Annotated in this window: 26 protein-coding genes; 15 read left to right on the forward strand and 11 right to left on the reverse strand. The window is 69.3% G+C overall.

What is annotated here, in order from left to right:
- Window positions 1-40 precede the first annotated feature (40 nt).
- A complete protein-coding gene (locus JOF40_RS09725) occupies window positions 41-967 on the forward strand; it encodes a DMT family transporter (RefSeq protein ID WP_209674486.1) in 927 nt (308 codons plus the stop codon).
- Between the two features lie 82 nt (window positions 968-1,049).
- On the opposite strand, the gene JOF40_RS20350 is transcribed toward JOF40_RS09725, so the two are convergent.
- Window positions 1,050-2,180 carry an HNH endonuclease signature motif containing protein gene (locus JOF40_RS20350; RefSeq protein WP_129185724.1) on the reverse strand — a complete coding sequence of 377 codons (1,131 nt, stop codon included), beginning with the start codon at window positions 2,178-2,180 and terminating at the stop codon, window positions 1,050-1,052.
- Window positions 2,181-2,345: 165 nt separating this feature from the next.
- Here JOF40_RS20350 and JOF40_RS20355 point away from each other — a divergent pair, with 165 nt between their 5' ends.
- Complete coding sequence (locus JOF40_RS20355; protein ID WP_129185725.1) at window positions 2,346-2,567, forward strand: CPCC family cysteine-rich protein; 222 nt, start codon at window positions 2,346-2,348, stop codon at window positions 2,565-2,567.
- On the opposite strand, the gene JOF40_RS09740 is transcribed toward JOF40_RS20355, so the two are convergent.
- Window positions 2,525-4,969: a DUF4062 domain-containing protein gene (locus JOF40_RS09740; protein WP_188111873.1), complete on the reverse strand. Its 2,445-nt coding sequence runs from the start codon at window positions 4,967-4,969 to the stop codon at window positions 2,525-2,527. The genes JOF40_RS20355 and JOF40_RS09740 overlap by 43 nt on opposite strands.
- A 289-nt stretch (window positions 4,970-5,258) precedes the next feature.
- Window positions 5,259-5,642: a VOC family protein gene (locus JOF40_RS09745; RefSeq protein WP_129185727.1), complete on the reverse strand. Its 384-nt coding sequence runs from the start codon at window positions 5,640-5,642 to the stop codon at window positions 5,259-5,261.
- 89 nt (window positions 5,643-5,731) lie between these two features.
- Between JOF40_RS09745 and JOF40_RS09750 the strand changes: the two genes are divergently transcribed.
- Genes JOF40_RS09750 through JOF40_RS09760 form a run of 3 tightly spaced genes read left to right on the forward strand, consistent with a single transcriptional unit; the run spans window position 5,732 to window position 8,023 of the window.
- Window positions 5,732-6,385 (forward strand): hypothetical protein, encoded by a 654-nt coding sequence (locus tag JOF40_RS09750; protein ID WP_129185728.1) that lies wholly within the window; start codon window positions 5,732-5,734, stop codon window positions 6,383-6,385.
- A 50-nt stretch (window positions 6,386-6,435) separates the two neighbouring features.
- Window positions 6,436-7,236, forward strand: a complete 801-nt coding sequence (locus JOF40_RS09755; protein ID WP_129185729.1) for an SDR family NAD(P)-dependent oxidoreductase — start codon at window positions 6,436-6,438, stop codon at window positions 7,234-7,236.
- A gap of 4 nt (window positions 7,237-7,240) precedes the next feature.
- Complete coding sequence (locus JOF40_RS09760; RefSeq protein WP_129185730.1) at window positions 7,241-8,023, forward strand: alpha/beta fold hydrolase; 783 nt, start codon at window positions 7,241-7,243, stop codon at window positions 8,021-8,023.
- Here the strand turns inward: JOF40_RS09760 and JOF40_RS09765 are convergent.
- Window positions 8,020-9,204, reverse strand: a complete 1,185-nt coding sequence (locus JOF40_RS09765; protein ID WP_129185731.1) for an NAD(P)/FAD-dependent oxidoreductase — start codon at window positions 9,202-9,204, stop codon at window positions 8,020-8,022. The genes JOF40_RS09760 and JOF40_RS09765 overlap by 4 nt on opposite strands.
- Window positions 9,205-9,277: 73 nt before the next feature.
- Here JOF40_RS09765 and zwf (JOF40_RS09770) point away from each other — a divergent pair, with 73 nt between their 5' ends.
- Window positions 9,278-10,699 (forward strand): glucose-6-phosphate dehydrogenase, encoded by a 1,422-nt coding sequence (gene zwf / locus JOF40_RS09770; RefSeq protein ID WP_129185732.1) that lies wholly within the window; start codon window positions 9,278-9,280, stop codon window positions 10,697-10,699.
- A complete protein-coding gene (locus JOF40_RS09775; RefSeq protein WP_129185733.1) occupies window positions 10,692-12,506 on the forward strand; it encodes a glycoside hydrolase family 15 protein in 1,815 nt (604 codons plus the stop codon). Before zwf (JOF40_RS09770) ends, JOF40_RS09775 begins: the two co-directional genes overlap by 8 nt.
- 3 nt (window positions 12,507-12,509) lie before the next feature.
- Here JOF40_RS09775 and JOF40_RS09780 read toward each other — a convergent pair whose 3' ends face one another.
- A complete protein-coding gene (locus JOF40_RS09780) occupies window positions 12,510-13,217 on the reverse strand; it encodes a GAF and ANTAR domain-containing protein (protein WP_188111872.1) in 708 nt (235 codons plus the stop codon).
- Between the two features lie 103 nt (window positions 13,218-13,320).
- Between JOF40_RS09780 and JOF40_RS09785 the strand changes: the two genes are divergently transcribed.
- Window positions 13,321-14,838 (forward strand): gamma-glutamyltransferase, encoded by a 1,518-nt coding sequence (locus JOF40_RS09785; protein ID WP_129185735.1) that lies wholly within the window; start codon window positions 13,321-13,323, stop codon window positions 14,836-14,838.
- 7 nt (window positions 14,839-14,845) lie between these two features.
- On the forward strand, window positions 14,846-15,868 hold the full coding sequence (locus JOF40_RS09790) for a glycerophosphodiester phosphodiesterase (protein ID WP_246152884.1): 1,023 nt from the start codon (window positions 14,846-14,848) through the stop codon (window positions 15,866-15,868).
- On the opposite strand, the gene JOF40_RS09795 is transcribed toward JOF40_RS09790, so the two are convergent.
- From JOF40_RS09795 to JOF40_RS09805, 3 genes are read right to left on the reverse strand one after another with little or no spacing between them, the layout of a single operon-like run.
- A complete protein-coding gene (locus tag JOF40_RS09795; RefSeq protein WP_129185737.1) occupies window positions 15,825-16,079 on the reverse strand; it encodes a PspC domain-containing protein in 255 nt (84 codons plus the stop codon). The two genes, JOF40_RS09790 and JOF40_RS09795, sit on opposite strands and share 44 nt — an antisense overlap.
- Window positions 16,051-16,335, reverse strand: coding sequence for a hypothetical protein (locus tag JOF40_RS09800; protein ID WP_129185738.1), 285 nt, complete (start codon window positions 16,333-16,335; stop codon window positions 16,051-16,053). Before JOF40_RS09800 ends, JOF40_RS09795 begins: the two co-directional genes overlap by 29 nt.
- A complete protein-coding gene (locus tag JOF40_RS09805) occupies window positions 16,332-17,522 on the reverse strand; it encodes a PspC domain-containing protein (RefSeq protein ID WP_188111871.1) in 1,191 nt (396 codons plus the stop codon). The genes JOF40_RS09800 and JOF40_RS09805 overlap by 4 nt, the downstream gene beginning before the upstream one ends.
- A gap of 140 nt (window positions 17,523-17,662) precedes the next feature.
- Here JOF40_RS09805 and JOF40_RS09810 point away from each other — a divergent pair, with 140 nt between their 5' ends.
- From JOF40_RS09810 to JOF40_RS09835, 6 genes are all read left to right on the forward strand, one after another.
- Window positions 17,663-18,973 (forward strand): ATP-binding protein, encoded by a 1,311-nt coding sequence (locus JOF40_RS09810; protein WP_209674488.1) that lies wholly within the window; start codon window positions 17,663-17,665, stop codon window positions 18,971-18,973.
- The gene (locus JOF40_RS09815; RefSeq protein ID WP_129185741.1) at window positions 18,970-19,611 is read left to right on the forward strand and encodes a response regulator; all 642 of its coding nucleotides are present in this window, start codon (window positions 18,970-18,972) and stop codon (window positions 19,609-19,611) included. Before JOF40_RS09810 ends, JOF40_RS09815 begins: the two co-directional genes overlap by 4 nt.
- A 230-nt stretch (window positions 19,612-19,841) precedes the next feature.
- A complete protein-coding gene (locus JOF40_RS09820; RefSeq protein WP_129185742.1) occupies window positions 19,842-20,582 on the forward strand; it encodes a DUF2817 domain-containing protein in 741 nt (246 codons plus the stop codon).
- Window positions 20,583-20,645: 63 nt separating this feature from the next.
- Window positions 20,646-22,349 carry a cation:proton antiporter gene (locus JOF40_RS09825; protein WP_129185743.1) on the forward strand — a complete coding sequence of 568 codons (1,704 nt, stop codon included), beginning with the start codon at window positions 20,646-20,648 and terminating at the stop codon, window positions 22,347-22,349.
- A gap of 58 nt (window positions 22,350-22,407) precedes the next feature.
- On the forward strand, window positions 22,408-23,844 hold the full coding sequence (gene zwf / locus JOF40_RS09830; RefSeq protein WP_129185744.1) for a glucose-6-phosphate dehydrogenase: 1,437 nt from the start codon (window positions 22,408-22,410) through the stop codon (window positions 23,842-23,844).
- A gap of 41 nt (window positions 23,845-23,885) precedes the next feature.
- On the forward strand, window positions 23,886-24,404 hold the full coding sequence (locus JOF40_RS09835; RefSeq protein ID WP_129185745.1) for a hypothetical protein: 519 nt from the start codon (window positions 23,886-23,888) through the stop codon (window positions 24,402-24,404).
- Window positions 24,405-24,410: 6 nt separating this feature from the next.
- Here the strand turns inward: JOF40_RS09835 and JOF40_RS09840 are convergent, their stop codons facing one another.
- The 3 genes from JOF40_RS09840 to JOF40_RS09850 are packed head-to-tail and all read right to left on the reverse strand — an operon-like array spanning window position 24,411 to window position 25,401.
- Window positions 24,411-24,575, reverse strand: a complete 165-nt coding sequence (locus JOF40_RS09840) for a hypothetical protein (protein WP_188111870.1) — start codon at window positions 24,573-24,575, stop codon at window positions 24,411-24,413.
- Between the two features lie 41 nt (window positions 24,576-24,616).
- The gene (locus JOF40_RS09845; RefSeq protein WP_129185746.1) at window positions 24,617-24,967 is read right to left on the reverse strand and encodes a GntR family transcriptional regulator; all 351 of its coding nucleotides are present in this window, start codon (window positions 24,965-24,967) and stop codon (window positions 24,617-24,619) included.
- A complete protein-coding gene (locus JOF40_RS09850; protein WP_129185747.1) occupies window positions 24,964-25,401 on the reverse strand; it encodes a GNAT family N-acetyltransferase in 438 nt (145 codons plus the stop codon). Before JOF40_RS09850 ends, JOF40_RS09845 begins: the two co-directional genes overlap by 4 nt.
- Between the last annotated feature and the right edge of the window lie 18 nt (window positions 25,402-25,419).

Here is a 25,419-nt window from a genome sequence, read left to right on the forward strand (position 1 = left end):
TGTCTTGTCTTATGTGAACGATGCCCGAACGATGGATCCCGTGACCGACACCCTGAGCCGCTTCCGCGTCGACCTGCTGCTGTTCCTCGTGGCGGTGTCGTGGGGCTCGACGTATCTCGTCGCCAAGGAGCTCGTCACCCCGGAGTCCGTCGTGGCGCTGCTCGCTGTTCGGATGCTGCTGGCCGCGGGCGTGATGGCTGCCGTCGTGGCGGCGCGCCGCAGCCGGGTGTCGGCCGCCGAGCTGCGGGTCGGCGTGACGGTGGGTCTGCTGCTGGCCGCGGTGTTCGTGTTCGAGACGTTCGGGATCGCCCACACGTCGGCGACCAATGCGGGTCTCATCATCAGCCTCACGATCGTGCTCACCCCGATGCTCGACTCGGCCGTCACCGGCCGACGGCTGCCTGGCCGCTTCTTCGTCGCTGCCGTGACCGCGGTCGCCGGCGTGGCGCTCCTCGCCGGCAACGGCGCGCTCGCTGCGCCGAACCTCGGAGACGGGTTGATCCTCATCGCCGCGATCGCCCGCGCCGTCCACGTCACGTCGATGCACCGGCTGACGGACGGCAAGCCGATGGACTCGCTGCACCTCACGACGGTGCAGCTGGCGACGTGCGCGGTGGTGTTCTCGGTGGCCTCGCTGGTGCACGGTGAGTCGGTGCCGTCCTACGTGGGTCGGTTCGACGGCACCGACGCGATGCTGCTGCTGTACCTCGTGCTGGTCTGCACGGTGTTCGCGTTCTTCGTGCAGATCTGGGCTGTCCGGCGCACGTCACCGTCGCGGGTCAGCCTCCTGCTCGGCACCGAGCCGGTGTGGGCGGCCGTCATCGGTGTGGCGGTCGCCCACGACAGCATCGCCGTGACCGGGTTGTGCGGCATCGCCCTGATCCTCGCCGGCACAGCCTGGGGCCGCGCGATCGAACAGAAGGACCGCCTGTCCAAGCCGGAGCGCCAACTGGTTACCGCCCCTTAAGCTTGTCGAAAGCGCACCCCACCCCGCCCCGTGAGCAAGCCGCTGCGCCCCTTGAGCTTGTCGAAAGGGGAACGAGAGTGGATCAGGCTGCCGGGCTCGCCGGCTGAGGTCTGGTGCTCCAATGCAGGAGTCCATGTCCCTTGTACGTGTGGTGTCTTCGACACAGTGGCCCGAGATTGTCACCCGTGGTGGGTCCTTCGGGCCAAGGTTCTCGATGATCCATGTCGCAACGTTCAGCCGGCACCATGCACCCGGGCCCCTGACACGTCCCGTAGAGGAACCGAAGCGCGATGTTGAGAACGTCAGGCGCGAACCGACCGACGTATTCGTGCGCGAGGACGTCGTCACTGACCGGATCGACAACGATTCGGTGCCAGAACGTCGACCCGGACGCGATCACCGCTGCGATCCACGCAGCCGGAACACCCCAAGTGCCGTCGGTGGACTCCGCAAACCCGGGATTCGCCCCAGCCAGCACGTCCGCGTCGATGGTCACGCCGATGTTCGCGTCGACCACGGTTTCGGCGGCATCCGATCCCAAGAGCCACGCGACCACCAGATCAGCCTCGCGCTGCGCGACAGTCCGCTCATCACCAGGAGCGGCGGGACGACGGGCTTCCTTGCGGAGCCGGTCGGCGATCGCAGCGAGCTCGTGCGACGCCAGGTACGCGTTGAGGTATCCCATCGAGTCGTCACCGTGCTGGACCGAGACGTGCCGCTTGGCCCGCTCGTCCTCAGCGCGTTCTGTGGCCAGGTCTGCCTCGACCCGTCGGACGAACCGCTTGAGCCAGGCCCGCAGCTCGGCGACGGTGTGGGTCTCGGCGTACTCGACGACGCGGGTGTCGAGACGGTGCACGGACTCGGCCCGCTTGAGCTGGCTGATCGTGTGCCCGATCTCCCGCACCCTCGCCAGATCGACACGCCCCTGGCCGAAGGCGTCCCACGTGGTGGGCGACTGGTCGCGGACGGTGTCGGCGAACGACAACCGGTGCTGCACCTGCCCCTCGCTGAAACCCATCGCCTCACCGATCGCCAGAGCAATCGCGCCACGCTCGACGAACCGCTTCATGGGCGACTCGGCCTCCGCCTCGATCCGCTCGAGCTCACGATCACGGAACTCCAGCATCACCGCCAGCTCACGAAACTCACCCCGCGCACGCTCACGCGCGACGTCAGTCAAGACGTCGATCGCAACAGCTGCAGTGGTGGCCATACATCCAACCTAAACGCCACCACCGACACCCCCTTTTGGCTGCGATACCAGCCTGTGCACAACACTTCGGGAGGCGGTTCGACCATCGTGTTCGGTCCCTGACTGCGCAGCTCGCCGGCGACCACGCACGAGCCGCGCCCGCCAGCATGGGACACAATCGTGCCCATGCATCCGTGTCCCTGCCGCGGCTATCGAACCTTGCCTGGCCAGGGCGACTACGACCTCTGCCCTGTGTACTGGTGGGAGGACGAAGGCCTCGAGACGAAACGGGCGATGTGCTTCCAGCCCGCACCGCGGTCATCTGCCCAGCAGGACGTCGGCACAAGAGTCCTCCGACAAAGGCGTCACTCACCGTCTTCATTGCTGGCCTGGCGGCCGAACCCGTAAAGTCGGTCGTCCAACGCGGCGATGATGTTGTACCACCACGGCCTGTCCTGATCGTCGTAGCGATTCAACAACTCTTCAAGTTGCGTATCGTTCCAACGCGACATCAACTGATCCAGCGCAGCCATCCGGAGGTGCTGGCTGTCTAGGTACAGAGACTCCTCTAGGTCTGTGTCTGACATCTCGGGCTGACGAAGCTCCCATGCTCCGCTCGCTTCGCGCAGTGCTTGGATCTCGCTACTGCGCCATACAGGCGCGACCATTCCCGCCAACGGGCTGTCCAGAACGAGGCCCGTGTCGTCCGAGAACCTGAAGCTATCAAGCATTGAGAGGTCGCCGAGATTCGGCACGGTACGGTCAGGATCCGCGTCCAGCCGCGAAACCATCGCCACTAGTGCCCGGAGAGCAGAGATGCGGGACACGTAGGAGTCGCGCCGAAGCTCCGTGACGACACGCTCAACATCTGCCTCGGTGACTTCGGCGGCTTGCGACAGCACGGTACATGCCGCGCCTCTCGCCGTTGCAGTTGTGCTGTGGGCGATCGCCGCGTATTTCTCCATCAGCGGTGCATTGCGCTCGTTTAGCCAGTCAGAGGTGTCGTCCAAAACGTTGCGCGCTGATTCGAGGTAACTCTCTGGATCCTGGATCGTCAGGGCGACCCAGGTCGTTGCGCTGAGCGTCTCGTCGCGATTCTTGCGTTCCAAGGCTTCTCGTGGCTGGGTCGCTGCCAGGATGCGACTAACCAAGTCCGCCGACCCGTATCTATCGAGCTCGGTTAGTTCCTGAATTTGCGAGACGCTCCAGTTGGGGTCACGCCTCGATCGCTCAACGATGGCTCGCTCAACGTCGGCAGATCCAAGCTCGAAGATCGTCTTCAACTGCTGTGGTGAAACGTCTTCGCGGCTAACGATCTGCAGGGCCGCCGCACGAGCGATCGTGCGATGACTTGCTGTCAACAAGCCATCACACTGCTCAGCCGATAACTGAGGGATTGAGTTGACGACAAGGTCGCGGACCGCAGTTGTGTCGTTGCCGCTGTATCTAGACGGTGTGATCTCGGCAACCGATGACAAGTCGCCAGTCATCGCACCGATGGCGACCCGAATCAGAGTCCGGGTTCGGTCATCGATCGTGTCCGATTCGGCCACACTCGTGAGAAGTTCTGCGTCCTCAGGACGCGCGACCGCGACCATGTAGTTGAGCGCCGAGTCGATACCTGGGAACCTCTCGAATAACACGCCCCACCGAGCTGGCATGTGCTCCGACGTCTGCGACTCGACCAAGGCATCTTCGGCGTCGGAGTCTGAGTCGGCGTCCGTGCCGGGTGAGCTTGACTGCCAGAACGACTCCGGGCGAACCTGTTGTTCAGTCATGAACCGCAAGACTCCTCGCACGACATTCTGGTCGTCGTCGGACGTTAAGGCGCCCAAGTCGGTGACCAATCGGTCGCCCAACCGGTCAGGCTTGGCCACACCCCAGATCGGAATGATGCGGTAGTCACGCTCAACCGCGCCGTAATTCTGGAAGAACGTTCGGTACCAGATCTCAATTTCGCCGACCGTCAAATCAAGTTTGTCGCGATTACTGAATAGCCGATTAACATGATGCGACCCGAGAGTCCCGACGTCTTTTGCAAACGCCGACGCGGCCAACGTCACTCGATCGCGCGCATTCGGGTCAAACGGGACGCGATTCGAGAACGCGCTCGAGAATGAGGTCAGCGCGGACACGATCTGACGCTGAGCCGAGTCCAACTCATCGGGCGTGTCGTCCGAGTCGTCATCGCTCTTGGCCTCGCCCGCCTCCAGAGCCTTGGGTCCATCGTCCGCAGGCGTCGATCCCGATGAGCCTTCACGCTGATCCGCCGCGCCGGGTGACACCTCGTCGGCCAACCGCAACACGTGCGGCAGTAGGAAGTTCATTACCTCCAGAGTGAGGTGATCGGCGTTACTGAATGGCTTATGCAGGACCAGCCGCTCTGCCTCGACACGCTCCTTAAACGCAAGCACCGCCTCGAGCTGCGGTCCCGTATCCCGCAGGCGGTCTGGGTCGATGTCGCGGAAGTACATACCGATCGCCGGCGCAGTCCCGTTCTCCGTCCGGCGTCTCAGAGCGATGTTGAACTCCTCGGAGAACCCGGACGACTCGTTGTCGGTAGGGGTGCCCCAGCGCATGTTCAATAGACCGACGAACACGTCGCAGTCGTGGACTAAGGGGTTGATCAATTCCTGGGGAGCGCCCGCGTCCGGCTGCACCTCTTCCCAGCCCTCGATCGAGACTCGGACGCCTCTCGCGCGAAACATCGCATTCAATCGGCGCTCAAGATCACGGAGCGCGTCACGCTCGTCCGTCAGGTCCCCAGGAGAGCCCATGAAAACGCGCAACTCGCGCAATTCCTTCTCCACCATCGCTCCTGACCACAGGACCCGACCCTCAGGTTCGTCTACGAATCAGATTAGTGGCCACCACTCCACGGGTATGACATATGGGGCGGGCTTCGTCGAACTGGTCAACGGCCGCGATGTGGTGCGAGCCGGGAATTAGCCGGACCGCCTGCTTCGCCGAAACATGGCCGAGTGAATCAAATATGGTCCTCGTTGGTCGCAGACCCCACCGTGTCAATCTGGGCGGAATGACGCACCGCGCATGACTCGGGTGCAGCTGGGGCGACCTCGGTCGCGCACGACTACCCCCTCACCCCACCGGCTCCTCCCACAGCTCGATCGCATTGCCCTCGGGATCGTGGACGCGCGCGAAGCGTCCGGTCTCGGGGGAGTCCCATTCGTCCTTGGTGATGATGTCGACGCCCGCGGCGCGCAGGGATGCGAGCATGCCGTCGAGGTCGCTGACGCGCAGGTTGAGCATGAACTGCTTGCTCTCGTGCCAGTAGTCGGTGTCGGCACCGAACGGCGCGAACACGATCGGGCCGCCCTGCACTTGCCACGACCACTCGTCGGGCGGTCCGGAGTCGGGAGCGACGCAGCCGGCACCGACGCCGAGGTGCTCGCGGTACCAGGCGCTGAGGGCGTCCGGGTCGTTCGCGCGGAAGAAGATCCCGCCCACTCCGAGCACTGGCATGACGGTCTCCTCCGGGTCGCGGGCCTCCATGCTAAGACCGCGGCAGGGCGGTTGTTAGGCTCGAAGGACGTCGATCGGGAGGCACCACCGTGAGTCAGTCCGCATTTCCGCGGAACAAGTTCGTCGCCATCGCCATGATCGTGCTGGTCGTGGCGGGCATCATCGCGGTCGCCGTGGTGCGCCTCGGCGGGGACGACGACGCCGAGCCGCGCTCGGCCGTCACGCAGACGACGGCGACGGCGAGCCCGACGCCGGAGCAGACGACGGAGAGCCCGACGCCGAGCCCCACCCCGACGCCGACCCCCACGGCCAGCCCGTCGTGCGAGGGCCCGACGACCCTCTTCAACGAGGAAGGCGCCGAGCAGGACAGCCTGCTGCCCGACTGTGGCGTCGCGCCCGTCACGGCACCCGAGCAGGAGAAGAAGGGCCTGAGCCTCGCGTGCGGCGGCACGTACCCCGTGATCCTCTACAAGACCACGACGTCGGGCGCGAAGACGTCGATCTGCGGCGTCGACAGCTCGGGCGTCGACTTCCGCTTCGTCACTCAGCCCAAGGGCGGCGACACCGTCGACCTCAAGGGCACCTACGACGGCCAGCTCGACGCGTTCATCGCCAAGGACGGCTCCACGACCTACACCGTCCAGGCCTACGACGGCACCCTGCTGGTCGACAAGGACGGCAAGAAGTCGACACAGAAGTCGTCCGACTGGATCTCCCTCGACAACGAGCCCGACACCGACTGAATCGCCGCCCGAGGGGTACCCCGAAGGGGTTCCCCATCGAAAGGCACATCGTGGATCTCGGCATCTCCGGACGCACCGCCCTCGTCACCGGCGGTGACTCCGGCATCGGCTGGCACACCGCACGTCTCCTGCTCGAGGAGGGCGCGACGGTCGTCCTCTCCGACGTCGACCAGGAGTCGCTCGACGCGGCGGCCGCCAAGCTCAAGGCCCCCAAGAAGCGCCTGCACGCGATCGCCGCCGACCTCGACTCGATCGAGTCGATCCTCGCGCTGCGTGACGCGACGGCCGAGGCGGTCGGCGACATCGACATCCTCGTGCAGTCCGCCGGAGTCACGGGCGCGCAGGGACTCTTCCACGAGATCGACGACGCGGGCTGGGTCGACACCCTCACGACCGACCTGCTCGCCCCGATCCGCCTCACCCGGGCGTTCCTGCCCGCGCTGCGCTCCGGCGGGTGGGGTCGCATCGTCTACCTCGCGTCCGAGGACGCCGTGCAGCCCTACGACGACGAGCTGCCCTACTGCGCTGCCAAAGCCGGCGTGCTGGCCTTCGCCAAGGGACTGTCGCGGACGTACGCGAGCGAGGGACTGCTGGTCAACTGCGTGTCGCCCGCGTTCATCTCGACGCCGATGACCGACGCGATGATGGAGAAGCGCGCCAAGGAGCTCGGCACCGACACCGACCAGGCCATCGAGAGCTTCCTCGACGAGGAGCGCCCCTACATGGAGCTCGGCCGCCGCGGCGAGCCCGAGGAGGTCGCCTCCGTCGTCGCGTTCCTGTGCTCCGACCGGGCGAGCTTCGTCAACGGCTCGAACTACCGGGTCGACTCCGGCTCCGTCGCGACGATCTGACCCGGTGCTCCACCACCACGACCACGGCGGCACCGGCCCCGCCGTCGTCCTGCTGCATGCCTTTCCACTCGACTCCGGGACGTTCGACCGGCTCGTCCCGCTGCTGGCGGGACGAGCGCGGGTCGTGACGATCGACCTGCCGGGTCTGGGCCGCAGCGCGGTGCCCACCGAGAACCCCACGATGGAGGCTGCCGCGACCGCGGTGCTGGACGTGATGGACGCCCTCGGCCTGGGCAGGTCGGTCGTCCTCGGCATCTCGACCGGCGGCTACGCGGCGCTCCAGCTCGCTGCCCAGGCACCAGAACGGCTCGCGGGCCTCGTGCTGGGCAGCACGACACCGCATCGCGTCGAGCCCGACGTGCCGGACGAACGACTGGCCGTTGCGGACGAGATCGAGTCGTCGGGGTCGACCGAAGCCGTCGCCGACAGCGCCGACGAGGGGCTCGGGAGCACCGCCCATCGAGAGCAGCCCGAGCTGGTCGACCAGTTGCGGCGCACGATCGCGGCGGCTGACCCCGCCGGCGTCGCCTGGATGGCGCGGGCGATCGCGGCACGGCACGACACCGCAGACGTCCTCGCAACGTTCGAGGCTCCCGTCGTGCTGCTGTTCGGCGACGAGGACGAGGCCACCCCGCCGGCACGTGGCGATGAGATGCGCGCCCTGCGAGGCGGCCTGCCGACGCGGCTCGTCGTGCTGCCCGAGACGGGCCATCTGACGGCGCTGGAGTCGCCGCAGGAGGTCGCCGACGTGATCGACGACCTCCTGCGCGAGCTCGGCGGAGGCTAGATCAGGTCGGTGAACGAGTCGGGCACGGTGTGCGCGGCCAGCACCTTCTTGGCCGGCTCGACGCCGTCGCCGACCTTCCACATCAGCACGCCCACGACCTCGTCGTCATCGACGTAGTAGACGACCTTGCCCCCGTCCTGCTTGTCGACAACCTCGGTGCGCAGGCTCGCGTCGAGCGTGCCGACCGCCTCGTACCAGGCGTCGAACAGGTCGGAGTAGAACATCGGCGTGTGGTCGTAGACCTCGTCCGACCCGGCCAGGATGCGGCCGGCGGCCGCGCCCATCTCATTGGCGTTGTCCACGTGCTCGACGCGACGGCGACCCAGGATCGCATCGGGGTACTCCGCGACGTCTCCGGCCGCGAACACGTCGGGATCGGCCGTGCTGAGCCGCTCGTCGACGACGATGCCGCCGTCCGACGACGTCTCGAGGCCCGCGCGCCGCGCGAGGGTGCCGGAGGGCTCGATGCCCAAGCCGATCACTGCGAGGTCGGCGAGCACCGTCGTGCCGTCGCTCAGCTCGAGCCGGACGCCCTGCGGCGACGACGTTCCGCCCTCGACCTTCGCGCCGCCGTGCACCGTCACGCCGGCGTCGACGAACATCGCGTCGATCTCGTCGGCGATGGCGGCGGGGAAGGTGCGCGACCCCAGGACGTCGTCGGGGTGGATCAGCGTCACCTGGCTGCCGTTCTGCACCAGCGCCGCCGCGATCTCGGTGCCGATGTAGCCGCCGCCGACCACCGCGACGTGCGGGTGGTCGCCCACAGCCGCCCGCAGGCGGTGGTAGTGCTCGAGCGTGCGGTAGTAGATGACCCGGTCACTGGGTGCGAGGCCGGAGATCTGGCGCGGGTGGCCGCCCGTCGCGATCAGCAGCTTGCCGTAGCCGTACGCGTCGCCCGTGCTGGTCGTGACCCGCTTGGCCTCGCGGTCGATCGTGTCCACCCGTGAATCCAGGTGCAGCGTGGCACCCGTCTCGTCCGCGGTGTCGAGGGCCGCGTCGTCCTCGGTGAACTCGTCGTCGGTCCACAGCTTCTTCGACAGCGCCGGACGCGGGAACGGCGCGGTCGATTCCTCGCCGAGGATGCCGATCGTGCCGTCGGCGTCCTTCTCGCGGATGCCCTTGGCGGCGGTGTCGGCGGTCATGCCGCCGCCGATGATCAGGTAGTCGTAGTCAGCGCTCATCTTCGGCGAGTACCCCCGCGACGGGCCGACAATCTCCCGTTGCGGCTCAGGCGCAGGTGCCTACGCTGGCAACGTGTCCACAGACTCCACGACCACCACCCCCGCCCCGCACGTCTTCGTCCTCTTCGGCGCCACCGGCGATCTGGCCAAGCGCAAGCTGTTCCCGGGCATCTACCGCCTTGCCGCGGCGTCGCGCCTGCCCGAGGACTACGCGATCATCGGGTCGGGTCGCCACTCACCGGGCTCCGACGACGAGTTCCGGCAGAAGATCCGCTCCTCGCTCGAGGAGTTCGTCGACGACCTTGATGACGCCGTCGCCGATGACGTGCTCGGCCGTCTGACCTTCCAGACGTCGGACGCCGACGACGGCAAGGATCTCGCGGCGGCGGTCGAGAAGGCGCTGAAGGACCTCGGCGACGACGCGGAGAAGCTCATCTACCTGTCGGTGCCCCCGTCGGCGATGGAGCCCATGATCGGGATGCTGGGCCGCGAGGGGCTGGCCGACGGTGCCCGCATCGTCATCGAGAAGCCGTTCGGCACCGACCTCGAGACGTCCCGCGAGCTCGACGCGACGCTCAAGGACGTCGTCAGCGAGGACCAGGTCTTCCGCATCGACCACTTCCTCGGCAAGGAGGCGGTGCAGAACATCCTCGCGCTGCGCTTCGCCAACGGCCTGATCGAGCCCGCGTGGAACCGCGACCACATCTGCTCGGTGCAGATCGACGTCCCCGAGGAGCTGACGGTCGAGGGACGCGGCAGCTTCTACGAGTCGACGGGCTGCTTCCGCGACATGATCTCGACCCACCTGTGCCAAGTGCTGGGCTTCGTCGCGATGGAGCCGCCCGTGCACCTCGACGCGCTCGCGCTGCGCAACGAGAAGTCGAAGGTGTTCGCGGCGATGCGACCGCTCGACCCCGAGCGCGTCGTGTTCGGCCAGTACGAGGGCTACCGCGACGAGGAGGACGTCGCCGACGACTCCGAGGTCGAGACGTACGTGGCCCTGGAGGCGTACGTCGACACCGAGCGCTGGCAGGGCGTGCCGTTCTACCTGCGCACCGGCAAGGCCCTCGGCGCGACCCGCCGCACGATCACGCTGACGTTCCGCACGCCGCCCATGGGCCGCTTCGGCGACAACGGCTACGGGCCCAACGAGCTCGTGCTCGAGCTCACCGACTCCCCGAAGATCACGGTCGACCTGCACGCCAAGCGTCCCGGCCCGACGATGGAGCTGATGGACTCGTCGCTGCACCTCGACCTGTCCGAGGACGACCCCGACGACAAGCCGCTCGAGGCCTACGAGCGCCTGCTGCTCGACGTCATGCGCGGCGACCAGACGCTGTTCACGCGCTCCGACGAGGTCGACCGCCTGTGGCAGATCTGCCAGCCCGTGCTCGACGCGCCGCCGACGACGCAGCCGTACGAGAAGGGGTCGTGGGGCCCCGACGACGCCCTCGAGCTGCCCGGCGAGCGCGGCTGGCGGCTCCCGGATGCCTGATGCTGATGGCTGGCCCGCGATCGCCGATCACGGGTTGATCGGCGATCTGCGCACCGCGGCGCTGGTCGGCACCGACGGGACGATCGACTGGTTCTGCGCCCCGCGGTTCGACTCTCCGAGCGTGTTCGCGTCGATCCTCGACCGTGAGCGCGGCGGGGCGTGGAAGATCTCTCCCGTCGGCGAGACCGTCCGCACCCAGCAGTTCTACTTCCCGGAGTCGGCGGTGCTGGCCACGCGGTTCCTCACCCAGGACGGTGTCGTCGAGGTGCACGACTTCATGCCGGTGCTCGAGGCCGGCGACCAGGACCACCGGCAGAGGATCGTCCGCCGGGTCATGGCCGTGCGCGGGTCGTCGACCGTGCGCATGCGGCTCGACGCGCGTCCCGACTACGCGCGGGCCTCGTGCACGGCCGAGGCTGTCGAGCACGGCGTCGTCCTGACCGGCGACGGCATGCGACTCGGCCTCAGTGCGACGTCCGAGGTCGACATCGACGGGGGAGTGCTGACGTCCGACGTCGAGCTGACCGAGGGGCAGACGGCGCTGTTCGTCCTCGAGGTGCTCGAGGAGGGGGACGAGCTGCCCGACGCCGACGTCGACGACACCGCGGCACTGTTCGAGGCCACGCTGGCCTTCTGGCGGGGCTGGCTCTCGCAGTCGACGTACCGCGGGCGGTGGCGTGAGACCGTCAACCGCTCGGCCATCACGCTCAAGCTGCTGACGCACGAGCCGTCCGGCGCGATCGTGGCGGCAGCCACCACGAGCCTGCCCGAGCTGATCGGCGGCGAGCGCAACTGGGACTACCGGTACGTATGGATGCGCGACGCCGGCTTCAGCCTCTACGCCCTGCTGCGGCTGGGGTTCACCGAGGAGGCCAAGTCGTTCATGGTCTGGCTGTCGGAGCGCCTCGGTGAGGACAAGGACCACGGGCTCGGCCCGCTGCGCGTCCTCTACGACATCGACGGCAACCAGCCGCAGGACGAGACGACGCTCGACCACCTCACGGGCTACCGCGACTCCGGACCGGTGCGGGTCGGCAACGCCGCGGTCGACCAGCTGCAGCTCGACATCTACGGCGAGCTGATCGACTCGGTCTACCTGTTCAACAAGTACGGCGACGGCATCAGCAGCGATGCGTGGGCCGACGTCACCCGCGTCGTCCAGTGGGTCTGCGACAACTGGGACCGCGAGGACGCCGGCATGTGGGAGACCCGGGCCGGCGAGCAGGCCCACACGACGTCGCGCCTGATGTGCTGGGTCGCGATCGAGCGGACGATCCGCATGGCGCGGCAGCGGGGCCTGCCCGGCGACATCTCCGCCTGGTCGGCGGTCCGCGACGAGATCTACGAGCGCATCATGACCAAGTCGTGGAACGCCGACCTCAAGGCGTTCACGCAGGTCGAGGGCGGTGACGCTCTCGACGCGGGGCTGCTGCTGATGCCGATGGTCAAGTTCCTGTCGTCGGCCGATCCCAAGTTCCTGTCGACGCTCGACGCGATCGAGGACCGGCTCGTCGTCGACAGCCTCGTGTTCCGGTACGACCCGAAGCTCAGCCCGGACGGCCTGGACGGCGAGGAGGGCACGTTCTCGCTGTGCTCGTTCTGGTACGTCGAGGCGCTCACCCGGGCCGGACGGCTCGAGGAGGCGCGCCTGGCGCTCGAGAAGATGTTCACGTACGCCAACCACCTCGGCCTCTACGCCGAGGAGGTCGGCGCGACGGGCGACCAGCTCGGCAACTTCCCGCAGGCGTTCACGCACCTGGCGCTGATCAGCGCGGCCATCAACCTCGACCGGGCGCTGGACGCCTGAGGGTCAGTCGGGCGACCTCGGGACGTCCTGCCCGAGGCCGAGGCGACCGTCGATGACGGCTCGCGCAACGGCTCCGAGATCTTCGCCGCGCGAGAACGCCAGGACGCGCAGCAGCGCGAGGGCGTCCTCGTAACGGACGCTCGCCTCCAGCCCGAGGACGTCGGTGGCACGGTGGACGACATCTCGATCGGTCAGCACTTCGGCGAACACGTGGCTCTGCGCGCCGATGACGGGATTCTGCAGCACTGCGGTGCCGACCACCGAGCCGAGGAAGCGGGCATCGGCGTCATCGGTGTCGCGCGGCTCTCCCTCGCGGTGCGCCAGCAGGACGCCGCGCAAGTCCAGGTCCGAGCGCAGGGGGATGGCGACGAGCGTCCCGGTGAAGCCGAGCACTGTCAGCTCGGCGCGAAGGGCGGGCCATCGCTCGTCGGCCGGGTTGGAGAAGTCGCCGATGACGACCTGGCCGGTCGCGAGCGAGTCGATCAGTGGTCCCTGGCCGGTGACGTCCTGGATCGACTCGAGTCGGCGGGACAGCAGCTGGGTCCAGCCCACCGTCGTGCGGCCGTCGGGCACGGTCTCGCTGGTGATCACCACTCCGTCTGCGGCGAGCATGACTCTGCACGCCTCGCACAGGCGTTCTTGCAGGGTCTCCAGCGATCTAACTGACGCGAGGACGGCGGTGAAGCGTGTCAGCGCGTCGCTGAACGTCATCCGCGGGTGTGCCCCCGCCGGTGATCGCCAAACAATCCGACGTGACGCCGACGTGCGCCGGCGTCCGACGTGCGCCGGCCGCGCTGACAGATAGCCTTCGCGGGTGCCTGACGTCTCGATCGCCGCCCCCAACGAGGCCGCCGCCGACGCGGGCGAGCAGATCGCCCGCGCGGGAGGCAACGCGGTCGACGCGGCCATCGCGGCATCGCTCGTGACGATGGTCAACGAGGTCGGTCTCGTGTCGCTCAGCTCGGGCGGCTTCGTGACGGTGCAGCCGCCGGACGGCAGCGCCCCGCAGACCGTCGACGGCTGGATGGACATGCCCGGACGGGGCCGTGCCCTCGGCGGCGGCACGTGGGACGTCGACACCGAGTACGGCGGCGGCGTCACGGTGACGATCGGCGCCGGATCGGTCGCGACGCACGGCTCGGTTGCCGCGTTCGAGGAGACCCATCGCCGCTGGGGGAGCCTGCCGTGGCGCGAGCTGGTCACCCCGGCGATCGACGTCGCCCGACGAGGGTTCCACCTGAGCTCGGCGTCGCGCTACTACCTCGACTACGTCCACGACGACATCTTCGGCTGGGACGACGAGAGCCGTGCGGCGGTGCATGACGCCGACGGGGCCGTCACCACGGGTCTGGTCGACCTGCACGACCTGGCGGCCTCGCTCGAGCTCATCGCCGCCGACGGTGCCGCTGCGTTGCACACCGGCGAGATCGGTCGCCTGATCAGCGACGACGTCATCCGCCGGGGCGGCATCCTCGGTGCCGACGACCTCGCCGACTACCGCCCGGTCGTGCGACCGTCGCTCATCAGCCGGGTCGGCGACTGGACGTTCGGCACCAACCCGCCGCCGTCCGTCGGTGGGGTGTGCGTGACCGCGATGCTCCGCCTGCTCGACGGACGGCCGTACGGCCCCTGGGACGCCGACGACGTCGCCCACCTCGTGCGGGTGCAGCGAGCGGTGCTGGGTCACCGGCTCGACGTTCTCGACGTCAGCGCCGATCTCGTCCACGACGCCGGGGCGTTCCTGGCGCTGGTCGACCGCGACCACCTCGCGGTGCTGGAGTCGGGCTCGACGGCGCACGTGTCGGCGACCGACAGCGACGGCGGGGCCTGCTCCGTCACGGTGTCGTCGGGCTACAGCTCGGGCATGATCGCGCGCGGCACGGGCATCTGGCTCAACAACTGCCTCGGCGAGCAGGAGCTCAACGCCCGCGGGCTGCACGGGCTCGCCCCCGGCACCCGGCTGCTGTCGAACATGGCACCGACGGTGGGGCACCACGTCGACGGATCGGCCCTCGCGATCGGATCGCCCGGGGCCGACCGCATCACGACCGCGATCGTGCAGGCCCTCGCGGGCTTCGTCAACGGCGGGCTCGGCCTGCAGGAGGCGATCAACCACCCCCGCGTGCACGTGCACCGGGCGGGGCGTCCCGACGAGGTCGTCAAGACCGAGACCGAGCTGTCGATGTACTACGGCGGCGTCGCCGCCACCCTGCGGCGGCCCTCGGCGAGCGCAGGCAGCGCGGGAGCGATGGTCGCGGCGGCCGATCCGCGCCGCGATGGTGCCGTACGTCTCGTCCACGGTCCGACGCCAGGACCTCCGACTGCGGTTTGATGGTCGGGTGTCCAGCCCAGCGGCGCCCATCGTCATCGGCCATCGCGGCGTGCCCGGCGAGCGGCTGGAGCACACCCGCCCGTCCTACCTCCTCGCGATCGAGCAGGGGTGCGACTACATCGAGCCCGATGTCGTCGCGACCCGCGACGGGGTGCTGGTCGTCCGCCACGAGAACGAGATCAGCGGCACGACCGACGTCGCGTCACACCCCGAGTTCGCCGATCGCAAGGTCAGCAAGGTCATCGACGGCGTGCCCTACACCGGGTGGTTCACCGAGGACTTCACGCTCGAGGAGCTCAAGACGCTGCGCGTGCGGGAGCGCCTGCCCCAGCTGCGGCCGCAGAACATCCGGCTGGCACGCACCGAGCAGATCCTGACGTTCGACGAGGTGCTCGACATCGCCGAGCAGGCGAGCGCCGACGGCCGGGCCGAGCCGATCGGCGTCTACGTCGAGACCAAGCACCCCACCTACTTCGCCGGCATCGGGCTCGACCTCAACGACCTGCTGATCGCCGTGCTGGAGCGGCGCGGCGTCAACCACGCGGGCGCCAAGATCATCATCCAGTCGATGGAGACGGCCAACCTGAAGGCGTTGCGCGACCGCACGCCGCTGACGATCATCCAGCTGCTCGACCGCCAGGGCGCGCCCTACGACCTCGTGGCCGCGGGCGATCCCCGCACCTACTGGGCGATGCGCAAGCCGCCTGAGCTGCAGAAGATCGCCGCCTACGCCGACGGCATCGGGCCCAACAAGAGCCAGGTCATCAAGCGAGACCTGCGCCAGCGGCTGGCCAAGACCACCAAGCTCGTGCGGCGGGCGCACGACCTCGGGCTGCTGGTGCACATCTGGACGATGCGCAGCGAGAACAACTTCCTGCCCACCGATCTGCGCCTCGGACGCGACAAGGCCGCCCACGGCGACGCCGTGGGCGAGTACCTCGCCTTCTTCGACGCGGGCGTCGACGGGGTGTTCTCCGACTTCTCGGCTACTGCGGTGCTGGCGCGGCAGCTGTGGCTGGAGAAGCAGTAGGCGTCGTCCACACCGGCTGCTGCCGGTCGCGCTTCGGCATCAGGGCCCAGGCCACGAGGTAGCCGACGACCAGCGAGCCGGCACCGAGGAGCGTGCACACGACCAGGACGATCCGGACGATCGTCGCGTCGATGCCGAAGTGGTCGGCGACGCCGCCGCACACCCCCGCGATCCACTTGTCGTCAGGCGTTCGGGTGAGCTGCTTGGTCATGGCTGTCTCCTTCGTAGGTCGGTGCGGGGCCGGGCGTGTGGTCGGCGGCCGGGGACTGGCGCGGCGGCGTGGGACGGGACTGCCACAGGGTTGCGGCGACACCGAGCACGCCGAGGACGATCAGCACTGACGCGGCAGTGAGACTGAGCTGGCGCGGAGTCAGCAGGTCCTCCCGCCACACCGCCCACTGACCGATCGCGGCCAGGAAGAACAGGGCGGAGCCGAAGCTGCCCCAGCGGAACGGATGGCGGTTCATCGGGTGATCACCTCGATCTGTCCGAGCTTCTGGTGGATGTCGATCGACAGCGTCGTTCCGTCTGGCTCGTCGGGCACGTCGGCCAACGAGACGTCGGTGCCGTCCTCCAGACGACCGAAGAGGTCGATCTGGCCGGCCCGCACGTCGGCGTCGACGGCGACCTTCAGTTCGTCGGGCACGATGACTGTCGTCTGGCCGATGCCGGCGTCGATCGTGATGGTGCGACCCTGCAGGCGCTGTGGGTCGCTGACGCGGGTGAGGTCGAGCTCGAGCTCACCGATGCCGTGGCGGTAGGTCCGCTGCACGTCCGCGGCGACGGTCGGGGCGGGCTTCTGCGAGCCGATCTGACCGCTTGGAAAGACCGATCCGATCGCCAGGGTGACGACCAGCAGCAGCCCGATGCCGATCAATGGCCCGCCGTCTCCGACGAATGTCCCGACGAGCAGGCCGAGGGCGACGACGCCGAGCGCCACGGCGATGTACGCCGTCCAGTGCAGGTCCCGCTGCGTCTCGTCGTAGATCCACGTCGCTGCCAGCCCGATCGCCGCGACCGACGCCGTCAGCGCCAGCAGGGCGGGGGACCGCGGCGGGCGCTTGGCGCGGGGCGGGGCCGCGGGCCGCGCGAGCGGCATCGTCGGCGCGGAGTCCCCGGCCGTCCCGGCTGCGGCTGAGTGGACGACGGTCGGGTCACCGACGTCCGGCGTGGCTGTCGCCGCCGCGGCATCGCGGCGACGTCGCGGGCGCAGCCAGGCGAAGTAGAACCCGAAGCCCACGGGGACGAGCCACCAGGCGGTGTCGCCCCACCAGGCCCAGCTGCTGTCGCCGACGATCGAGAGCGCGGCGAGGATCAGGGCGCCGACGAGGCCGGCGACCCGCACCTGCGGCTCGTTGCGGTCCAGCTTGAACCAGTCGGCGACGATGCTCCGGTCGGCGGCGTCGGCCGGCAGCAGCAGCCACGCCGCGACGTAGAGGATGACACCGGCGAAGCCCGCCACGGCCAGCACGGCGACGACGACGCGCACGACGACGGGGTCGACGTTGAGGTACCTCGCGGCACCGGCGCAGACGCCGGCGACGATGCGGTCGTCGGACGAGCGCTGCATGTCGGTCATCGTGCGGAGGCGGTGCGGATCGAACTCGTCGTCCGCTCCCGGAGGTGGCGGCGTGGCCTGCTGGGTGTCGTTCATGTCCCCATCGTCACGCGTCGACACCTTCTCGCGCATCGGGCGGAACCCTGATCTCGACCCTGGGCTGCGCCGCGACCTCAGGGTCTGCCCGGGGTCATGCCCGGTGGCGGGTGGGACGACGCGCGTGTGACGATCGTCCCGTGACCTCCTACCGCCGCGCGTACCGACCGGCCGAGCACCGGCTCGTCGGCGGCGTCGCGACGGGTCTGGCCGAGCACCTCGGCGTCCCCGTCGTCTACGTGCGCGTGGCCTTCGTCGTCGCCACCTGGTTCCAGGGCGTCGGCGTGCTGGCCTACCTGCTGCTGTGGCGGCTGCTGCCCCTTCGGCGTCCGGAGATGTCACCCGGTCTGGAGTCGGCCACGCGCCGCGGGCTGCGCGGTGGTGCGGGCGGCGTGCGCGGCGGGGCACGCGAGGTCGTCCAGACGGTGGCCCTCGGCGCCGTCGGCATCGGCGTGCTGCTCCTCATCCAGTCGACGGGGCGGGGCATCGACGACGGCCTGTTCGCGCCGCTGCTCGTCGCGATCGTCGGCGTCGCCGTGGTGTGGCGGCAGCTCGACGACGTCGCCTGGGCACGCTGGATGCGACAGACCAGCGGCTGGGCGTTCGCCTCGCGGGTCGCCGCCGGTGCCGGGCTCATCGCCGTCGCCGCGATCTACTTCTTGACCAAGGAGGGCGGCTGGGGTGCCGCGGTCAACCTCGCCTCGGCGCTGGTCATCGCGGTGCTGGGGCTCGGCCTGATCCTCGGGCCGTGGATCGCCCGGCTGTCGGGCGACCTGTCCGAGGAGCGCCGCGAGCGGGTGCGGTCGCAGGAGCGGGCCGACGTCGCCGCCCACCTGCACGACTCGGTGCTGCAGACCCTGGCGCTGCTTCAGAAGAACGCCGGTGACGCCGCCGCCGTCGCAACGCTCGCCCGTCGCCAGGAACGTGAGCTGCGCGACTGGCTGTACGGCAATGACGAACGTCCCGGCGACTCGCTGCTGGCCGCACTGCGGGCCTCGGCCGCCGAGGTCGAGGACGCCCACCACGTGCCGGTCGAGGTCATCTCGGTCGGTGACACGCCGCTCGACGGCGACATGACGGCACTGGCGCGGGCTGCCCGCGAGGCGATGGTCAACGCCGCCAAGCACGCTGGCGTCGATCGCATCGACGTCTACGCCGAGACCGACGGACGCACCGCCACGGTGTTCGTGCGCGACCGCGGGGTGGGGTTCGATCCCGAGACGATCGCCGACGATCGCATGGGCGTCCGCGCCTCGATCGTCGCCCGCGTCGAGCGGCACGGCGGCACCGCCACGATCCGCAGTCGACCCGGCGAGGGCACCGAGGTCGCGCTGAGCGTCCCGATCCGCGCCGACACGACCTCCACGCCCACAGCCTCCACGCCCACGACCTCCACGCCCACAGCCTCCACGCCCACGACCTCCACGCCCACAGAAGGGGCCCTGCCATGACGACCCTCCGCGTCGTGATCGTCGACGACCACGCGATGTTCCGCACCGGGGTGCGCTCCGAGATCGACGGCACCGTCGACGTCGTGGGCGAGGCCGAGGACGTCGAGTCCGCCGTGGCGGTCATCGTCGAGACCCGCCCCGACGTCGTGCTGCTCGACGTCCACATGCCCGGCGGTGGGGGACTCGAGGTCATCCGGCGGCTGCACGTGCGGCATCCCGACACGCGGTTCCTGGCGCTGTCGGTCAGCGACGCCGCCGAGGACGTCATCGGGATCATCCGGGCCGGGGCCCGCGGCTACGTCACCAAGAACATCTCGGGCACCGAGCTGCTCGCCGCGATCGACCGGGTCGCTGCGGGCGATGCGGTGTTCTCGCCGCGGCTCGCCGGGTTCGTGCTCGACGCCTTCGCCGGCACGATCGAGATCGCGCAGGTCGACGAGGACCTCGACCGCCTGACCGAGCGGGAGCGCGAGGTCATGCGCCTGATCGCCCGCGGCTACGCCTACAAGGAGGTCGCCAAGGAGCTGTTCATCTCGATCAAGACCGTCGAGACCCACGTCTCCAGCGTCCTGCGCAAGCTGCAGCTGTCGAGCCGCCACGAGCTGACCCGCTGGGCCAACGACCGCCGCCTCATCTGACCCGCGGTCCGCGAGCCGGTCCGCGAGCCGGTCCGCGAGTGGCGCAGTTTCGCGTTCTTGAGACGGCGAGTCTCGCGGAATTGCGCCACTCGCGCACCGGTTTGCGCCGCTCGGCGACCGTCGTCGGCTTCCACGACCAGGCCCATCCGATCCGGCACTTCCGCCGCACCCTCGGCGTGACCCCGGTGCCTACACCGGCAGGGCCGCCTGACCTTTGTCATGATGGCTCGATGAAGTCTCTCGGGGTCCTCGCGCTGCTCTCGGCGGTCGTCGCGGTATCGCTCGTGCCGGCCCCGGCGACCGCGGCCACAGAGCGTCCCGCGGTCGTCGAGAAGCGCGTCATCGGCCACAGCGTCAAGGGTCGGGACATCGTCGCCTGGCGGCTCGGCGACCCGACGTCGTCCACCAAGGTGCTCCTGCTGGCGGCGATGCACGGCGACGAGAAGGGGTCCGTGACGACGCTGCGGACGCTGCGCGACGGCCGGCCGATCAAGGGGGCCGACATCTGGGTCGTCCCGGTCGTGAACCCCGATGGCTACGCGAGCAACCGCCGCCAGAACGCCCACGGGGTCGACCTCAACCGCAACTTCGGTGCCAAGTGGCGCAGGATCCGTGGGGCCACCGATTCCGGCCGCCGTGCCTTCTCCGAGCCCGAGACCCGTGCGATCCGCGACTTCGTCGACGAGATCCGGCCGACCCACACCGTCAGCTACCACCAGCCCCTCGACGGCATCGACATCCGCGACACCGGCGACCGTGCGTGGGCCAAGCGCCTCGCGTCGCGGGTGCGGCTGCCGCAGAAGGCGTTCGACTGCTTCTCGCGCTGCTTCGGCACGTACTCGATGTGGTTCCGAGCGAAGCATCGCCGCGGCGCCGTCGTGACCGTCGAGCTGCCGCGCAGGCCGTCCGCGGCCTACCTGCGCACGGTGGCCCCGCGCGCGATCCTGGGGAGCCTGGGCGCGAAGCGCTGACGCCCGGCTCGCGGCACGCGCGCTGCCAGCGACGTCTCAGCAGTCAGTGGCACGATCGACGCCATGGACCTCACGATCCTCGGCGTGCTCGCGCTGACCGTCATCGTCGCCGCATCCGCGCTAGCCCCGAAGGTCGGGGTCGCCGCACCGCTGGTGCTCATCGCGTCCGGGGTCGTGCTGGCCCTCGTGCCCGGCGTGCCGCGCATCGAGCCGGAGCCCGAGCTGATCCTGGCGGGCGTCCTGCCGCCGCTGCTGTACGCGGCCTCGGTCAACATGCCCGCGATGGACTTCCGCCGCGACCTCAAGTCGATCGGCTGGCTCTCGATCGTGGTCGTCGTCTCGTCGGCGCTCGCGATCGGCTGGGTCGTCGACGTCTTCGTGCCCGGCCTCGGATTCGCCCAGGGCGTCGCCCTGGGCGCGATCGTCAGCCCGACCGACGCCGTCGCGACCTCGATCGTGAAGCGCACCGGCGTCGCGCCACGCCTCGTGACGGTGCTGGAGGGCGAGAGCATGATCAACGACGCCTCGGCGCTGGTGCTGCTGCGATCGGCCGTCGCCGCGACCGGCGTGTCGGTGTCGGTGCTGGATGTCTCGGTCGACTTCGTCGTCGCGATCGCGGTGGCGGCCCTCGTGGGGCTGCTCGTCGGCGCCGTCAGCGTCGCGGTCCGTGCCCGGCTGCACGACGCGACGCTCAACACGGCGATCTCGTTCGCGGTCCCGTTCATCGCGTACGCCCCTGCCGAGCACCTTGGGGCGTCCGGGCTGGTCGCGGTCGTGACGACGGGTCTCGTGACGGGCTACTGGGGTCCGTCGGTGCTGCGGGCCCAGGACCGGATCGCCGAGGCCGCCAACTGGCGCACCATCGCCTTCCTGCTCGAGGGCGGCGTGTTCCTGCTGATGGGGCTCGAGCTCGGGCCCCTGCTGGAGGACTTCAGGGCCGAGGACGGCGACGTCAGGCGGCTGGTCGTGCTCAGCGCGATGTGTCTCGGCATCCTGCTGCTGGTGCGGGGGCTGTACGTCGTGGTGCTGCTGTGGAGCCTGGTGCTGGACCGCAAGGACATGCGCCGGCGAGAACCCCGCATCAACCGCGTCCGTGACTACCTCGCATCGGACGAGTCGAGCTCGCTGTCGGACCGTCGCCTGCAGCGCATCCACCTCATGGTCGCGCGCCGCGAGGCCGACATGCGCTTCTACGAGGAGGAGAGGCTCGACCGCAGGGCCGGGGCGATCCTGGTGTGGGCGGGCATGCGGGGCAGCGTCACGCTCGCGGCGGCACAGACGCTGCCGACGGGCTTCGCGCAGCGTGAGCTGCTGGTGCTCGTGGCGTTCACCGTGGCCGTGGCGTCGCTCCTGATCCAGGGCGGGACGCTCGCGTGGGTCGTGCGAAGGCTCGGGGTGCAGGTCGACCGGCGCGAGTCGGACGCGCAGCAGCTGGCGGCGCTGGCGGCGATGCTGGCCGATGTCGCCACGTCGCGGTGTGCCGAGGTCACAGACGACGGGATCGACGGCCGTGCGCTGGAACCCCTGGTGGTCGATCGCGTGCAGGACGACAGCCACGTCGACCGGTCGACCCGGTGGGCGGGTGCCGACGGCGACGAGAGCCGCCGGCGGCTCCACGACTACGTCGAGCTGCGACGCGCCGTGCTGGTCGACCAGCGGGACGCCCTGATCGACGCGCGCTCGTCCGGTCGGTTCGACTCCGAGAACCTCACCCGCATGCTCCGCCGCGTCGACGCCGGCGACATCGCGATGGACCGGCTCGACTGAGGGGTCCGAGCCCCTTCGCGTTCACCCGCCCGCAACGAACCGGGTCTAGCCTGAAGCCATGAACGAGCCTCACCTGATCGTGCTGTTCGGTGCCACCGGCGACCTCGCCCGCCGCAAGCTCCTGCCGGGCATCATGCACCTGCTCCAGTCGGGGCTCGTGCCCGACTCGCGCATCATCGGGGTCTCGCTCGACGACTTCGACGACGACTCGTTCCGCGACTTCGCCGAGAAGGCCTACCGGGAGTTCAACACCCGAAAGGTGGATGACGCGCAGTGGGCCGAGTTCGCCCCCAAGCTGTCGTACATCAACGTCAAGGCCGGGCCCGACGCGCTGGCCTCGGCCGCCGCGGCGCTCGAGGACGAGCTGGGTGGCAGCCCCCGCCGCCTGCACTACCTCAGCGTCCCGCCCAAGGCCGCGCTCGACGTCATCCACACCCTCGACCAGGCGCACCTGGTCGAGCGGTCGCGCATCATCATGGAGAAGCCGTTCGGCACCGACCTGGCCAGCGCGAAGGCGCTCAACGCCGAGATCCACGAGGTCTTCGACGAGCAGCAGATCTTCCGCATCGACCACTTCCTGGGCAAGGAGGCGGCGCTCAACATCCTGGCGTTCCGCTTCGCCAACGGATTGTTCGAGCCGATCTGGAACCGCAACTTCATCGACCACGTGCAGATCGACGTCCCCGAGACGCTGTCGCTCGACGGTCGGTCGGGCTTCTACGAGGGCACCGGCGCGTTCAAGGACATGGTCGTGACGCACCTGTTCCAGGTGCTGGCGTTCATGGCGATGGAGGCGCCGACGTCGCTCGACTCCGACTCGATCTCGGAGGAGAAGAACAAGGTCTTCCGCTCGATGCTGCCGCTCGACCCGAAGTTCGTCGTGCGCGGCCAGTACCAGGGCTACCGCGACGAGAAGGGTGTCGCGGCCGACTCCGAGACCGACACCTTCGTGGCGCTCAAGGCCGAGATCGACAACTGGCGGTGGGCCGGCGTGCCGTTCTACCTGCGCACCGGCAAGCGGATGGCCGAAGGCGCGCGGATCATCTCGATCGCGTTCCGGGAGCCCCCCAAGAGCATGTTCCCGGCCGGCTCCGGCGTGGGGCTGCAGGGTCCCGACCACCTGACGTTCGACCTCGCCGACGCCTCGCGGATGTCGCTGTCGTTCTACGGCAAGCGCCCCGGCCCCGGCATGCGGCTCGACAAGCTCAGCATGCAGTTCGCGATGCAGGAGACCGAGCGCGCCGGCGAGGTGCTCGAGGCGTACGAGCGGCTCATCTACGACGCGATGCGCGGCGAGCGGACGCTGTTCACGACGGCCGAGGGCATCGAGCGGCTGTGGGAGATCTCCGAGCCGCTGCTGGCCGACACCCCGCCGGTGCGCCCCTACTCGCCGGGCACGTGGGGGCCCAACGCGATCCACCAGCTCATCGCGCCCAAGGCGTGGCGGCTGCCGTTCGAGCGCAGCTGGCGCAAGCCCAACCCGTCGGCGGAGTAGCGACCTTGCGAGCGGTCCGCCGAGATGGTCAGAATGTGTTCGTGACTCCCTGGCACAGACGGTTGACAGATGCGGTCGCCCTTGCGGCTGTGGTCGTCGTGACGACCAGCGCGTGCGCCTCGGGATCGGACCCGGCGACCGTGGCCGGTGACGGTCTGACCACCAGGGGGCCTGCCTCCGCACCTGCGGATACCGGGGCGTCCGGGACTGGTGCGGTCGAGGCCTTCCGGGCGTGGCTCAAGGCATCCCGCGAGCCGGAGGCTGCAACAGCGTGTGCAGGCCTCGCGCCTGCCCTGCAGAAGCGGATGATCGCCGAGCTGAACAGCGCCGGTCCGGTCCGGGTCGACAGCTGCGAGCAGATGATCACCGCCACGGCCCAGCTGTACAAGGCCGCGGGCGACCGTGGCGACGTCGACATCTCCGTGCAGGACGAGACCGCTACCGCGGCGACGCTGTTCGCGACCTACCGGGCATCGGGGGACTGCGGCACCGTCGTGATGGATCGCGCGCGCGGGGACTGGATCATCACCGAGCAGTCTCAGGAGTGCGGCAAGAGCTGAGGCTGGCTACGCCTGCTCGTCCCGTCGCTTCAGCTGCTCCTCGATGTCGTGGCCGGGCATGCGCGGTGGCTTCTCGTGCGAGCGGTCGGGGCTGCCGTAGCCGCTCAGGGCGAGGCCGATGAGGGCGACGCCGGCGATCAGCAGCAGGAGGAGGACGATCTCGAAGGGCACAGCGCCACGCTAGTCCGTCCTGCCAACCCGGTGTGCGGGTGTCAGGCCCAGTGCGTGTCGACCAGCCGGACGGCCTCGTCCTTCGACAGTCCCTGGCGGCGTGCCTCGAGCACGAAAGCCTGAGCCGCCGCCTCGGTGGCACCGTCGGCGGTCGTGCGCGAGGCGACGAACGTCCCGGCGCGGCCCCGGGTCTCGATGACGCCGTCGACCTCGAGCGCCCGGTAGGCCTTGGCGACGGTGTTGGTCGCGAGGTCGAGCGCCTCGGCGAGGGCCCGGACGGTCGGCAGCTTGTGGCCCGGGGGGAAGGACCCCGACGCGGCACCCTCGGCGACCTGGCGTCGTACCTGCTCGAACGGCGGCTCGTCACTCAGTGCGTCGATCTCGAGCCTCATCGCTTCAACACCACCATCGGGTAGTGACGCCCCGCGGCGTCGGTCTCACGGCGCAGCACCTCGATGAAGCCCTGCGACCGGTAGAAGCCGACGCCGACGGTGTTGTCGGCGTAGACCTCGACGCTGTGCGCCCCGTCCGGTCCGACCTCGGCCAGCAGTCGGGTGCCGAGGCCCCGCCCGTGCATCGGTGGGTCGACGTACAACAGCTCGACGTGATCATCGCTCGACCCGACGAAGGCGACCGCCTCGCCGTCGGACTCGGCCAGTCGCACGTCCATCGAGGGCAGATACGCATCGCGCATGAACGGTCGCAGCTCGGCGAAGTCGTCGGGGTCCATGAACCCGTGGGACGAGCGTGCCGCGCGCTCCCAGACGTCGGTCAGGGCGTCGAGATCGGCCTCTCCGGCCGTCCGGATGCTGACCGTGGGCTCCATGGGAGGGCAGTCTACGGC

Origin of the sequence: Aeromicrobium fastidiosum, from assembly GCF_017876595.1 — a bacterium.
In the GTDB taxonomy this organism is placed as follows: Bacteria; Actinomycetota; Actinomycetes; order Propionibacteriales; family Nocardioidaceae; genus Aeromicrobium; species Aeromicrobium fastidiosum.

Bases quoted from the DNA above. Each gene is read 5' to 3' on its own strand.
- JOF40_RS09845 (WP_129185746.1), bottom strand. From the start codon at position 24,967: ATGAGGCTCGAGATCGACGCACTGAGTGACGAGCCGCCGTTCGAGCAG.
- JOF40_RS20350 (WP_129185724.1), bottom strand. From the start codon at position 2,180: ATGGCCACCACTGCAGCTGTTGCGATCGACGTCTTGACTGACGTCGCG.
- JOF40_RS09745 (WP_129185727.1), bottom strand. From the start codon at position 5,642: ATGCCAGTGCTCGGAGTGGGCGGGATCTTCTTCCGCGCGAACGACCCG.
- JOF40_RS09805 (WP_188111871.1), bottom strand. From the start codon at position 17,522: ATGAACGACACCCAGCAGGCCACGCCGCCACCTCCGGGAGCGGACGAC.
- JOF40_RS09825 (WP_129185743.1), top strand. From the start codon at position 20,646: ATGGACCTCACGATCCTCGGCGTGCTCGCGCTGACCGTCATCGTCGCC.
- zwf (WP_129185744.1), top strand. From the start codon at position 22,408: ATGAACGAGCCTCACCTGATCGTGCTGTTCGGTGCCACCGGCGACCTC.
- JOF40_RS09765 (WP_129185731.1), bottom strand. From the start codon at position 9,204: ATGAGCGCTGACTACGACTACCTGATCATCGGCGGCGGCATGACCGCC.
- JOF40_RS09820 (WP_129185742.1), top strand. From the start codon at position 19,842: ATGAAGTCTCTCGGGGTCCTCGCGCTGCTCTCGGCGGTCGTCGCGGTA.
- JOF40_RS09775 (WP_129185733.1), top strand. From the start codon at position 10,692: ATGCCTGATGCTGATGGCTGGCCCGCGATCGCCGATCACGGGTTGATC.
- JOF40_RS09800 (WP_129185738.1), bottom strand. From the start codon at position 16,335: ATGAACCGCCATCCGTTCCGCTGGGGCAGCTTCGGCTCCGCCCTGTTC.
- JOF40_RS09815 (WP_129185741.1), top strand. From the start codon at position 18,970: ATGACGACCCTCCGCGTCGTGATCGTCGACGACCACGCGATGTTCCGC.
- JOF40_RS09780 (WP_188111872.1), bottom strand. From the start codon at position 13,217: ATGACGTTCAGCGACGCGCTGACACGCTTCACCGCCGTCCTCGCGTCA.
- JOF40_RS09850 (WP_129185747.1), bottom strand. From the start codon at position 25,401: ATGGAGCCCACGGTCAGCATCCGGACGGCCGGAGAGGCCGATCTCGAC.
- JOF40_RS09795 (WP_129185737.1), bottom strand. From the start codon at position 16,079: ATGACCAAGCAGCTCACCCGAACGCCTGACGACAAGTGGATCGCGGGG.
- JOF40_RS20355 (WP_129185725.1), top strand. From the start codon at position 2,346: ATGCATCCGTGTCCCTGCCGCGGCTATCGAACCTTGCCTGGCCAGGGC.